9 protein-coding genes are annotated in these 11782 nt (G+C 60.7%); 4 read left to right on the top strand and 5 right to left on the bottom strand.

The genetic code is table 11. The features are described 5' to 3' along the window. The first annotated feature begins 23 nt into the window (after nt 1-23). Nucleotides 24-947, top strand: a complete 924-nt coding sequence (locus CXF97_RS20475) for a biotin/lipoyl-binding protein (RefSeq protein ID WP_371918392.1) — start codon at nt 24-26, stop codon at nt 945-947. A 223-nt stretch (nt 948-1170) separates the two neighbouring features. Here the strand turns inward: CXF97_RS20475 and CXF97_RS20470 are convergent, their stop codons facing one another. The 4 genes from CXF97_RS20470 to CXF97_RS20455 all read right to left on the bottom strand — a co-directional run bounded on the left by CXF97_RS20470 (nt 1171) and on the right by CXF97_RS20455 (nt 7772). Next, nucleotides 1171-2592, bottom strand: coding sequence for an efflux transporter outer membrane subunit (locus tag CXF97_RS20470; RefSeq protein ID WP_101160431.1), 1422 nt, complete (start codon nt 2590-2592; stop codon nt 1171-1173). Further along, nucleotides 2589-5780 carry an efflux RND transporter permease subunit gene (locus tag CXF97_RS20465; protein ID WP_101160428.1) on the bottom strand — a complete coding sequence of 1064 codons (3192 nt, stop codon included), beginning with the start codon at nt 5778-5780 and terminating at the stop codon, nt 2589-2591. Before CXF97_RS20465 ends, CXF97_RS20470 begins: the two co-directional genes overlap by 4 nt. A gap of 15 nt (nt 5781-5795) precedes the next feature. Continuing rightward, the gene (gene mexE, locus CXF97_RS20460) at nt 5796-7049 is read right to left on the bottom strand and encodes a multidrug efflux RND transporter periplasmic adaptor subunit MexE (protein WP_101160425.1); all 1254 of its coding nucleotides are present in this window, start codon (nt 7047-7049) and stop codon (nt 5796-5798) included. A gap of 270 nt (nt 7050-7319) precedes the next feature. Continuing rightward, nucleotides 7320-7772: a DUF805 domain-containing protein gene (locus CXF97_RS20455; protein ID WP_101160422.1), complete on the bottom strand. Its 453-nt coding sequence runs from the start codon at nt 7770-7772 to the stop codon at nt 7320-7322. A gap of 308 nt (nt 7773-8080) precedes the next feature. On the opposite strand from CXF97_RS20455, the gene gcvA reads away from it, so the two are divergent. The 3 genes from gcvA (at nt 8081) to CXF97_RS20440 (ending at nt 10678) form a co-directional block, all read left to right on the top strand. Further along, complete coding sequence (gcvA, locus tag CXF97_RS20450) at nt 8081-8986, top strand: transcriptional regulator GcvA (RefSeq protein WP_101160419.1); 906 nt, start codon at nt 8081-8083, stop codon at nt 8984-8986. A gap of 75 nt (nt 8987-9061) precedes the next feature. Further along, on the top strand, nt 9062-9889 hold the full coding sequence (locus CXF97_RS20445) for a DMT family transporter (protein ID WP_101160416.1): 828 nt from the start codon (nt 9062-9064) through the stop codon (nt 9887-9889). A gap of 27 nt (nt 9890-9916) precedes the next feature. Further along, complete coding sequence (locus CXF97_RS20440) at nt 9917-10678, top strand: SDR family oxidoreductase (RefSeq protein WP_101160413.1); 762 nt, start codon at nt 9917-9919, stop codon at nt 10676-10678. A gap of 18 nt (nt 10679-10696) precedes the next feature. On the opposite strand, the gene CXF97_RS20435 is transcribed toward CXF97_RS20440, so the two are convergent. Continuing rightward, nucleotides 10697-11611 (bottom strand): LysR family transcriptional regulator, encoded by a 915-nt coding sequence (locus tag CXF97_RS20435; protein ID WP_101160410.1) that lies wholly within the window; start codon nt 11609-11611, stop codon nt 10697-10699. Nucleotides 11612-11782: the final 171 nt, after the last annotated feature.

The following is an 11782-nucleotide window of genomic DNA, read 5'->3' as shown; positions in this document are numbered from 1 at the left end:
TCTTGAAAGCGTTAGTTGCAAGAATGATGACCTTGGCAGTGGTGATCCTGGCGATCGTACTTGGCTGGTTCGCCTGGGAGTATTACACCCGCGCGCCGTGGACACGGGATGCCCGGGTGAGGGCAGATGTGGTGACGCTGTCGGCGGATGTCTCGGGGCGAATCGTCAAACTGGCGGTGCAGGACAACCAGCATGTCGCCAAGGGTCAGTTGTTGCTGGAGATCGATCCGGCGCGCTATCAACTGGCGGTCGAACATGCCCGGCGTTCGGTTGAAGTGTCCAGGGCCTCGCTGGGGCAATCGCAAGCAGCGATCGTCGCCAGTGAAGCGTTGCTAAAACAACGTCAAAGCGAGGAGCGCCGTCGCCGCACGCTGAAGCAGGGTTTTGCCATTTCTGGCGAGGAATGGGAGAAATCCAGCACCGACGTGGCGGTTGCCCAGGCGGATCTGTTGCGCAATCAGGCCAACCTCGGCCTGGCTGAAGCCAACGTGCAGCTGGCAATTGCCGCGTTGACTCAGGCCGAGCTGGACTTGCAGCGTACCCGCGTCGAGTCGCCCGTCAGCGGTTACGTCACCAACCTGCTGACCCGTCAAGGTGACTACGCACAGGCGGGCGGAGCACTGCTGGCACTGGTGGACAGTGATTCGTTCTATGTCAGCGGTTACTTCGAGGAAACCAAGCTGCCACGTATCGAGGAGGGTGACCGGGTGCGCATTCAATTGATGAGCGGGGAGAGTTTTGGCGGCACCGTCGAAAGCATCGCCTTCGCCATCGCCGACCGCGAAAACGCGCCGGGCAGCCGGTTGTTGGCGAATATCAACCCGAGTTACACCTGGGTAAAACTGGCGCAGCGGGTGCCGGTGCGCATTGGCATCGACGGTGACTTTGCCGGCAAGAATCGCCTGCGCGCTGGTACCACCGCCACCGTTACCGTCCTGGAACCCTGATTCCCCTGTAGGAGCTGTCGAGTGCAACGAGGCTGCGATCTTTTGATCTTGGGACGCGGTGCGCCCCGGCTGCATTGCCATCAAGAATCTCAGCTTCGTTGCACTCGACAGCTCCTACACGGGATCGGTGATTCAGTGGCATAAAAAAACCCCGCGACCGAATGATACGCGGGGCAAAAAATCTGGTTGGTTGCGGCCAACCAAAGGAGCTCTTTAACAATCTTTACTTGCTCGCAACCGTCTCCGGTTGCCAGCCACCGCCAAGGGCCTTGTAGATCGCGACGATGCCGCGATACAGCTCGACTTCGGCCTGCGCCTGACTGTCTTCTGCGTTCAGGCGTTCACGCTGGGCATCGAGGAGGACGAGGAAGTCGGTGGTGCCTTCGCGATAGCGAATCTCGGCCAGATCGGCGGCCTTGCGGCTCGATTCGCTCTGACGAATCAGCGAGATCAAACGTTGCTGACGCTTGCCGTAGTCGCTGAAGGCGTTTTCCGATTCTTCCAGCGCCAGCAGCACTTGCTGCTCATAAGTCGCCAGTGCGCCTTCGGCTTCGGCATCGGCGCCGCGCAAACGGGCGCGGACACTGCCCAGGTCAAACGCAGCCCAGGTGATGCTAGGGCCGAGCGCCCAGGCGTTAGCTGCCGAGGAGCCTATCTGCGAGCCTCGCCCGGCCGTCCAGCCGAGAAAGCCGCTGAGACTGACCCGTGGGAACAGGTCGGCTTTGGCCACGCCGATTCGCGCTGTGGCCGAGGCCAGTTGCCGTTCGGCGCTACGGATGTCCGGACGACGTTGCAGCAGTTCACCGGGATCCCCGATCGGCAGCGCTTTGGCAATCGCTGGCAGGTCTTTCGGGCTCAGGTCTACGGTCAGTTTGTCCGGGCGCTCCCCGAGCAGGGTGGCGATGCGGTTTTTCTGCCGCACCTGTTCCGCCTGCAACTGCGGCACGGTCGCCTCGACATTGGCCAGACGCGCATCGGCCCGCTCAACGTCGAGCTGATCACCGACACCGGCATCACGCAGGCTGACGGTGATCTTGCGCGATTCCACCTGGTTGTTCAGGTTGGCCACGGCGATCTTTTCACGCAGTTGGGCACCGCGCAGTTGACCGTAAGCATCGACCAGCTCGGCAATCATGGTGACTTGCAGTTGATACAGATCGGCTTCGGCGGCCTGCTGATCGGCATCGCTGGCTTCCAGATTGCGCTGGATGCGGCCGAACAGGTCAAGCTCCCAGGCCATGTCCAGGCCGAGGTCATAGCGTTCGCTGTTGACCCGGTCGGTGGTCTGGCCGGGAATCTGGCCCTTGCCCAAGTCACTGCTGGCGCGGCTGGTGATGGTCGGCATCGCGTCGTTGCTGGCGTCGTCGCGGATCGCCCGGGCGGCTTTCCAGCGAGCGAATGCCACGCGCAGTTCACGGTTGCCTTGCAGCGATTGCGTCACCAACTGGTTGAGGGTCGGGTCATCGAATTGCTGCCACCAGATGCCTTCGAATTTCGAACGGTCGAAGTTCTTTTGCCCGGCGGCGCCGTCGGTGGCGGTCGTGATATTGGCCGCCTCCGTGGCTGGGGTCTTGTAGTCGGGGCCGACGGCGCAGGCACTGAGGGCCAGCACCAGCAGACTCGGCAGGAAGACTTTCAGACTCATTGTTGCGCCTCCAGTGGCTTTTGAAGAGTGTGCGCCTTGGCTGCTTTGCGCTGCTCGCCGCGTTCGACAAAGTTACGGATCAGTACGTAGAAGACTGGCGTCAGCAACAGACCAAAGAAGGTCACCCCGAGCATCCCGGAAAACACCGCCACACCCATGGCGTGACGCATCTCGGCACCGGCACCGCTGGAGAACACCAGTGGCACCACACCCATGATGAAGGCGAAGGAGGTCATCAGGATCGGCCGCAGACGCAGACGGCAGGCTTCCAGTACCGCAGCGAGCGGGTCGAGGCCTTCTTCCTGTTTGTCCTTGGCGAACTCGACGATCAGAATCGCGTTCTTGCATGCAAGTCCCACCAGTACGATCAAGCCGATCTGGGTAAAGATGTTGTTGTCACCACCCGAGATGATCACGCCGGTAATGGCCGACAGCAGGGTCATCGGTACGATCAGGATCACCGCCAGTGGCAGGCTCCAGCTTTCGTACTGGGCAGCGAGTACAAGGAATGCCAGCAGTACGCAGAGCGGGAACACGAACAGCGCCGTGTTGCCGGACAGAATCTGCTGGTAGGTCAGGTCGGTCCACTCGTAGGTCATGCCGTTCGGAAGTTCTTCCTTGAGCAGTTTCTCGATGGCTTTTTCGGCCTGGCCGGAGCTGTAGCCGGGGGCGGCGGCACCGTTGATTTCTGCGGTGATGAAGCCGTTGTAGTGCATCACGCGATCCGGACCCGAGGTGTCGCTGACCTTGATGAAGGTCGCCAGCGGAATCATTTCGCCCTTGTTGTTGCGTACTTTCAGCTGACCGATCTGATCGGATTCGAGACGGAACTGCTGTTCGGCCTGGACGTTGACCTGATAGGTGCGCCCGAAGCGGTTGAAGTCGTTGGCATACAGCGAACCCAGGTAGATCTGCAGGGTGTCGAAGATGTCGCTGACGGCCACGCCGTGGGTCTTGGCTTTTTCACGGTCGATGGCGGCATCGACCTGTGGCACGTTCACGGTGTAACTGGTGAACAGGCCGGCCAGTTCCGGCACGTTGTGGCTCTTGTTGATGATGTTCATGGTTTCTTTGTACAGCTCGTCGTAGCCAAGGTTGCCTCGGTCTTCGATTTGCAGGCGGAAACCACCAATGGTGCCCAGACCCTGTACCGGCGGTGGCGGGAAGATCGCCATGTACGCCTCTTGAATGTTCGCGTACTGGCCGTTCAAGGCCCCGGCAATCGCGCCGGCGGACATGCTCGGGTCTTTACGCTCGTCGAACGGTTTCAGGGTGACGAAAACGATGCCGGCGTTCGGGCTGTTGGTGAAGCCGTTGATCGACAGGCCCGGGAATGCTACAGCGCTTTCCACGCCCGGCTGTTTCAGCGCCAGGTCGGACATGCGTTTGATCACGTCTTCGGTGCGATCCAGGCTTGCGGCGTCCGGCAATTGCGCGAAGGCCACCAGGTACTGCTTGTCCTGGCCGGGTACGAAACCGGTCGGTGTGCTGGAGAAACCGAAGAAGGTCAACACCATCAGGCCTGCATACACGAGCAGGGCGATGCCGCTGCTGCGAATGACCCGGCGCACAGTACCGACGTAGCCATGGCTGGCGCGATCAAAGAAGCGGTTGAATGGACGGAACAGCCAGCCACCGAAAATTTTGTCGAGCCCTTTCGAGAAGCGGTCTTTCGGTGCGTCGTGGCTTTTCAGCAACACAGCAGCCAGCGCCGGCGACAGGGTCAGCGAGTTGAACGCCGAGATCACTGTCGAGATCGCGATGGTCAATGCGAACTGTTTGTAAAACTGCCCGGTAAGGCCGGAGATGAACGCCGCCGGGATGAACACCGCACACAGCACAAGTGCCGTGGCCACGATCGGGCCGGTCACTTCACGCATGGCACGTTTGGTCGCTTCGACCGGTGTGAGTCCGAGTTCGATGTTCCGTTCGACGTTCTCCACCACCACGATGGCGTCGTCGACCACGATACCGATGGCCAATACCAGACCGAACAGCGACAGCGCGTTGAGCGAGAAACCGAACAGATGCATGACCGCAAACGTACCGATCAACGATACGGGCACTGCCACCAGCGGAATGATCGAGGCGCGCCAGGTCTGCAGGAACAGGATCACCACCAGCACCACGAGGATCAACGCTTCGAACAGGGTATGAACCACCGCTTCGATCGAACCACGGACGAAGATCGTCGGGTCGTACACGATGCTGTAGTCCATGCCCTGCGGGAAGCCTTTCTTCAGCTCTTCCATCTTGCCGCGCACTTCGTTGGAAATGTCGATCGCGTTGGAACCCGGACGCTGGAAGATCGGAATCGCTACAGCCGGCTGATTGTTCAGCAGCGAACGCAAGGCGTATTGGCTGGAACCCAGTTCAATGCGCGCGATGTCTTTCAGACGAGTGATTTCGCCGTCGTCGCCAGCGCGAATGACGATGTTCTCGAACTCTTCTTCGGAAACCAGACGGCCTTGAGTGTTGACCGACAGCTGGAAGCTTTGCGCCGTCGGGGCAGGGGGCGCGCCCAATTGGCCGGCGGCGACCTGACGGTTCTGCTCGCGAATCGCCGTGACGACATCGGTCGCGGTCAGATTGCGCGAGGCGGTCTTGTTCGGGTCAAGCCAGACCCGCAGCGAGTAGTCGCCCATACCGAACAACTGCACGTCACCGACACCACCGAGGCGAGCAAGCTCATCCTTGATGTTGAGGATCGCGTAGTTGGACAGGTAGAGCATGTCGTAGCGCTTGTCCGGCGAGGTCAAGTGCACAACCATGGTCAGGTCGGGCGACGCCTTGTCGACGGTGATACCGATGCGCGTCACTTCCTCCGGAAGCTTCGGCTCGGTTCGGGTCACCCGGTTTTGTACCTGCACCTGCGCGTTGTCCAGGTCAGTGCCCAGGGCGAAGGTAATGGTCAGGGTGATCTTGCCGTCAGCGGTCGATTGCGAGGACATGTACAGCATGTTCTCGACGCCGGTGATGGCCTGCTCCAGCGGAGCGGCCACGGTTTCACCGATGACTTTGGGGTTGGCGCCCGGGAAGTTGGCGCGTACGACCACGGTCGGCGGCACGACTTCCGGGTATTCGCTGATCGGCAACTGGAACAGCGAGATCGCACCGGCGATCAGGATCAACAGCGACAGCACCGCTGCGAAGATCGGCCGGGAAATGAAGAATTGGGAAAAATTCATCGGAGTTGTCGTCCCTTAACCGCGTGGGGTCGTAGCGGCCAGCTTCGCAGCCGAACCCGATGCGCCCTTGGCAGGGGCAACTTTGGGCAGGTTGCTGGCTTCCAGCGCTTGACGTTGTTGAGCGAGGGCGGCGAGGGTCTGCTCGCTGGCCATCGGAATCACTTCGGGGGTGACCGGTGAGCCAGGACGAACCCGTTGCAAGCCTTTGACGATGATGGTGTCGTCCTTTTGCAGACCGGTGCGGACGATGCGTAGCCCTTCGATTTTCGGGCCGAGTTCAACGGCGCGGTAGGCGGTTTTGTTGTCGCCATCCATGACCAGCACGAACTTCTTGCCCAGGTCAGTACCGACGGCTTCGTCATTGATCAGCATGGCGTTGTAGGTGCCGCTGCCAACCAGTTTCAACCGTGCGTACAAGCCTGGGGTGTAGGTGCCGTCAGTGTTGTCGAACACGGCGCGGCCACGGATGGTGCCGGTTTTCGGATTGACCTGGTTGTCGACGAAGTTCATCTGACCCAGGTGCGGGTTGCCATCTTCGTTGGACAGGCCCATGTACACCGGCGTAGTTGCGCCGCGCTGACCGTTGCGGGCCAGTTGGGTGTACTTGAGGAATACACGCTCGTCGGCGTCGAAGTAGGCGTAGACCTTGTCGGTGGACACGACGCTGGTCAGCGCGGTGGTGTCGGCGGTCACCAGGTTGCCGGCAGTGATTTCGGCGCGGCTGACGCGGCCACTGATCGGTGCAGTGACGCGAGTAAAGCTCAGGTTCAGTTTCGCCAGATCCAGTTGTGCCTGCAGAGCACCGACGGCGGCGCGGGCCTCTTGGGCAGCGCTGGTGCGCGAGTCGGCCAATTCAGCGGAAATGGCGTTGCTGGTGCGCAGACGTTCACCGCGAGCGGCTTCGTTTTCACTGCGAGTGGCGGTAGCGCGGGCTTGCGCGACCAGAGCTTCGAGGCGGCGTACCTCGGCCTGGAACGGACGCGGGTCGATCTGGAACAGCAGGTCACCTTTCTTGACCAGTGCGCCTTCGGTGAATGCGACCTGATCGATCTGGCCTGAAACCCGTGGACGGATTTCAACGGTTTCCGGCGCCTCGAGGCGCCCGGTAAATTCGTCCCACTCGTTGACCGGTTGTTCCAGCACCTTGGCTACGCTGACTTTGGCAGCGGGCGGGGCGCCGGCAGTCTCCGGAGTTTTGCCGCAGGCGCTCATCACCAGTACGGCCAGCATGGCCAACGGGAAGCGCAAATGTTTGAGTGATTGTTCCATGGATGCAATCCGCCGAAGTATTGAAGATGGGCGGATGATGCTCGGCGCGGGTGTGATGGCACGAATCGAATGAAGCAAAGGTAACTATCATTCGGAATGATATAAGCGCCGAGGCAGCCCTCTAGCATGCGCCTTTCGTTAGGTGGCTATCAATTGGCTTGCTGGCAAAAGTTTGTTGCTTTAACCGCAACGATCCAGCGCAGCTGTGAATGCGTTCCGCACAAAAAAACGGCCATGAAGGCCGTTTCGATCCGCGATGGCGGCGATTGATCAGTTGAAGCCTTTGCGGTTGGCACCGAACCGATTGGGGCCGGGTTGGCTGTCTTGCGCCAGAAACACAATGTTGACGATGGGCAGCAGAATCCACCAGCCGCTGCGGTCAGTGTCGTGCATGCGCCGTACGCCAACAGCAAGACTCGGCAACAGCATTGCCAGGTTGTACAGGCTTTGCAGGGCACCACCGGTTTTGAGAAGACCGTCCACAATGCTGATGGCAATTGCGATGCCCATGTTGATCAGAAAGAACATCCAGTATTCACGGCGCGTGGCGCGTCCGGTGAACACGGCATATTTCTTCAGTGCTTCCACGTACGGGTTGCCGCTCGCCATGACGGGGCCACTGGCAATGGAATGCAGTGGCGCTTGGGGTGCGCCGCACTGTGGGCATGTCAGCGCCAGCGTACTTATTTCCTTGGCGCAACCACGGCAGAAAACCAGGCTCATGTTTTTTTCCCTAAAAATTGATCAGTCGAAAGACGGGGCAGATGCTTCCCGAGTGTTTCCGTTGGTGCAGACGTCCGCAAAAGAGAGCAGGAGACTGAACGCCCGACTCTCCATTGGCGGGGCGGCGTAATCTAATCGTTAACATGGGTTTTGTCATCGGCTCTCGACTTTCGATGTGTGGGTGTGCTGCTGAAGCAAAACCCGATCATTGCCAAATCCACTTCGGGCAAGAAGCGTGCAAAAGCATTTGGCTCTAACATGAGCGGTAATTCATGCCATGACCTTCAGCCCCGCCGGACCTTTCCTATATGCGAGACCTGCCCCCGACCGCCACATTGCGCGCTTTTGAAGTGGCCACTCGACACCCGACGTTCACTGCTGCCGCGCAGGAACTGCATGTGACCCAGAGCGCAGTCAGTCATCAGCTCCGGCATCTTGAAGATCTTTGGGGGTTGCCATTGTTCGAGCGCGGCAAAGCGTTGCGCCTTACAGCCGCCGGGGCTGCGCTGGCGCCGATCGTACGTGAGTTTTTCACCAGCCTTGAGGCGACGCTGGAGGATCTGCGCGAACAAAAAGGCAGGGTTCGGCTGAGCGTCAGCACCACTTATTCGTTTGCTTTGAAGTGGTTGCTGCCACGCTTGCCTGGTCTGTCGCGCCAGCACCCTGAATTGTTGGTATCGCTCGATACCACGGACAAGGTGATCCATTTCGCCAGCGGCGACGCTGATGTCGCGATCCGTATGGGCAAGGGCAATTACCCTGGCCTGTACTCGGAGTTCCTGTTCGGCGAGCAGGTGTTCCCCGTGGCCAGTCCCGAACTGCTGCAGCGCGTCGGCATGCCGGGCAGTCCCGCCGAATTGCTGCAAATGCCGTTACTTATTCGCGACGGCGCCGAGCTGGCGCCGAAATGGGAGGTGTGGTTTCAGTCAGTCGGGCTGGAGTTTTTACCGCTGCGCGAGAGCGTCAGGTTTGGCGACACCAACATGACGGTGGAAGCCGCGTTGCTCGGGCAGGGGGTGGCGCTGGTGCGCAGCGGGCACGTCGAAAATGAAATCGGCGACGGCCGGCTGGTAAGGCTGTTCGATGTGCCGTTCCAGTCGCCGCTTGCCTATTATTTCGTTTGCCCCAAAGGCATCGAAGCGCAGGCGCACATCCTCAGATTTCGCCAATGGTTGCTGGGTGAGGCGTGCAAGGTGCAGAGCGCACAGTGTTGAGCCATGAGGTATTGCTCATGAGGCGATGAGGAGACTTCTCTGTAACGCGAATGCTGCGGATGCCTAGAATGCGGCATGCCTTTGCACCTCGTATTCCTCGTCCTGTTCGCCGCGCTCCTGCACGCCAGCTGGAACGCGATGTTGCGCGGCGGTGCCGATCGGCTCTGGTCGATGACGATAATGTGCGTTGCCATCGCCATGGTTTGCGCCGTCGCCGCCGTTTTCATGGCCCCGCCTGCAGCACAAAGCTGGGGTTATGCGCTGCTGTCGGCACTGCTGCATGTTGGCTACAACCTGTTTCTGGTGCGCAGCTATCGAGTCGGTGACCTTGGGCAGATTTATCCGATTTCCCGCGGCTCGTCGCCGGCGCTGATCGCACTTGGTGCCGCGCTGTTCGTCGGTGAAACGATCACTGCGAGCGAGCTGCTCGGCATCGGTCTGGTGTCCGGGGGCATTATTTCGTTGGCATTCCGGGGGCGCAGCCTGTCGGTGCCGAGCCTGCCTTACGCGTTGGGCACCGGTTGTTTCATCGCCGCCTACAGCGTCGTCGACGGCATCGGCGCCAGGCTTTCCGGCGCGCCGCTGGCTTACACAGTGTGGATGAGCGCCCTGTGGGGGATGTTGATGCCAGCGGTCTATATCGGCCTGCGCGATGCCCGCAGTCTGTTTTCCGTGCGGCCAGGAATGTTCACCGCTGTGATCGGCGGACTGGTGTCCTTGCTGGCGTACGCAATCGTGATCTACGCCATGAACGAGGCGCCGCTGGGCGCGGTGTCGGCCCTGCGCGAAACCAGCGTGTTGTTCGCGGCGCTGCTCGGCTCCCTGTTCCTCGGCGAAAGACTCACTGTCCGCCGGATGCTGGCGTGTGTGGTCATCGCCAGTGGCGCCATCATCATTGGCTGATACAGCCCAAACCCGGGAGCACGTCTCATGGATAAAGTCTCGCAGGCCCCGCTGATTCTGATCACCGGCGGCAGTCGCGGAGTGGGCGCCGCCACTGCCAGACTCGCTGCTGCACAAGGTTACGACGTCGCGATCAGCTATGTTGCCAGTGAGTCCGCCGCGCTGGCGGTGGTGGCCGAAGTCGAAGCGCTGGGGCGCAAGGGGCTTGCGGTGCGAGCCGACAGCGCCGAGCCCGAGCAGGTCATTGAGCTGTTCTTGGCGATTGATCGTTCATTCGGGCGCATCGACGTTTTGGTCAATAACGCTGGCGTGCTGGCGCAGCAGTCACGCATGGAAGACCTCGGCTTCGAACGCATGCAGCGGATCTTCGCGGTCAATGCTCTGGGGCCGATCCTGTGTGCGCAGCAGGCGGTGAAGCGCATGTCCCCGCGCCACGGCGGAGCGGGTGGCGTGGTGATCAATGTGTCGTCTGCTTCGGCGCGCTTGGGCAGCCCGAATGAATATGTCGATTACGCAGCGTCGAAAGGCGCGCTGGAAACCTTCAGCATCGGCTTTGCCAAGGAAGTGGCGCGGGAGGGAATTCGGGTCAACTGCATTCGTCCCGGGCACATCTACACGGACATGCACGCCAGCGGCGGGGAGCCGGGGCGGGTTGATCGCGTGAAGGACTCCATCCCGATGGGGCGGGGCGGCCAGCCGGAGGAGGTGGCGCGGGCTATCCTGTGGCTGGCCAGCGCGGAAGCCTCGTTTGTCACCGGTACATTTCTGGATGTGACCGGTGGCAAGTAGCTCGGGTAGAGCGACGGGCTACAGGCTATCCGGATCGCCGAAAAACATCTGGATCCGCGACCGCAACCAACGCTCACCTGGGTCGTTGTCCTGCGAACCGCGCCAGGCCATGTGCAATTCAAAAGTGCGCGTCGGCAACGGTGGATCCTCAGCGCGCAGACCACCAGCTGCTGTCAGTGCGTCCGCCGTGTAATCCGGCACGGTGGCGACGATATCGGTGCCCGCCAGCAACGTTCCCAGTCCGTTGAACTGCGGAACAGCCAGCACCACGTGCCGTTTGCGTCCGAGTTTCTCCAGTTCTTCATCGACGAAACCACTGAGATCGCCAGCGAACGACACCAGCGCGTGCGGTCGGGCGCAGTAGTCGTCCAGGCTCAGCGGCCCCGGCACGGTGTCGGCACGTAGCAGCTTCGGTGCGCTGCGGCGCAGAACCTTGCGCTTGGCGTTAGCCGGCAGATCGGTGGTGTAGCTGACGCCAATCGAAATCTCGCCGGAAGCCAGCAGGCCCGGCATCAGTATGTAGTTGACCCGCCGCACGACAAGGACGATGCCCGGTGATTCGGCACGCAGGCGTTTGAGCAGCATCGGCAGCAGGGCGAATTCGACGTCGTCGGATAAACCGATGCGGAACACCGACGTGCTGGTCGCCGGATCGAAATCGGCGGCACGACTGACAGCCGTTGAGATCGAATCAAGTGCAGGTGAGAGCAGCGCGAAGATTTCCACCGCGCGAGCGGACGGTTCCATGCTGCGGCCGGTGCGGACAAACAGCGGATCGTCAAACAGGCTGCGCAGGCGCGATAACGCGGCGCTGATAGCCGGTTGGCCGAGGAACAATTTTTCCGCGGCCCGAGTCACACTGCGTTCGTGCATCAATGTTTCAAACACGATCAGCAGGTTCAGGTCGACACGACGCAGGTCATTACGATTCATCTGGAGTCCTGGCAGAGTCATCAAGCTTGACGAGAGCGGCCATATGAGAACAATGGCCGGCATGAATCTTACGGGGAAAGGCTGGTACTCTGCACCGGAAAATTCAGCTTTTACGAGACGGCTGCAGCGCTTTTTTGCTGGTTTTTGCCAATGCCGCCCCTGATGCGGAAT

The organism is Pseudomonas sp. Choline-02u-1, from assembly GCF_002836515.1.
Taxonomy (GTDB): domain Bacteria; phylum Pseudomonadota; class Gammaproteobacteria; order Pseudomonadales; family Pseudomonadaceae; genus Aquipseudomonas.
Note: the sequence above shows the minus strand (reverse complement) of the source record. Positions and strands in the feature narration are given on the sequence as shown.

Bases quoted from the DNA above. Each gene is read 5' to 3' on its own strand.
- CXF97_RS20475 (WP_371918392.1), top strand. From the start codon at position 24: ATGATGACCTTGGCAGTGGTGATCCTGGCGATCGTACTTGGCTGGTTC.
- CXF97_RS20470 (WP_101160431.1), bottom strand. From the start codon at position 2,592: ATGAGTCTGAAAGTCTTCCTGCCGAGTCTGCTGGTGCTGGCCCTCAGT.
- CXF97_RS20465 (WP_101160428.1), bottom strand. From the start codon at position 5,780: ATGAATTTTTCCCAATTCTTCATTTCCCGGCCGATCTTCGCAGCGGTG.
- mexE (WP_101160425.1), bottom strand. From the start codon at position 7,049: ATGGAACAATCACTCAAACATTTGCGCTTCCCGTTGGCCATGCTGGCC.
- CXF97_RS20455 (WP_101160422.1), bottom strand. From the start codon at position 7,772: ATGAGCCTGGTTTTCTGCCGTGGTTGCGCCAAGGAAATAAGTACGCTG.
- gcvA (WP_101160419.1), top strand. From the start codon at position 8,081: ATGCGAGACCTGCCCCCGACCGCCACATTGCGCGCTTTTGAAGTGGCC.
- CXF97_RS20445 (WP_101160416.1), top strand. From the start codon at position 9,062: ATGCCTTTGCACCTCGTATTCCTCGTCCTGTTCGCCGCGCTCCTGCAC.
- CXF97_RS20440 (WP_101160413.1), top strand. From the start codon at position 9,917: ATGGATAAAGTCTCGCAGGCCCCGCTGATTCTGATCACCGGCGGCAGT.
- CXF97_RS20435 (WP_101160410.1), bottom strand. From the start codon at position 11,611: ATGAATCGTAATGACCTGCGTCGTGTCGACCTGAACCTGCTGATCGTG.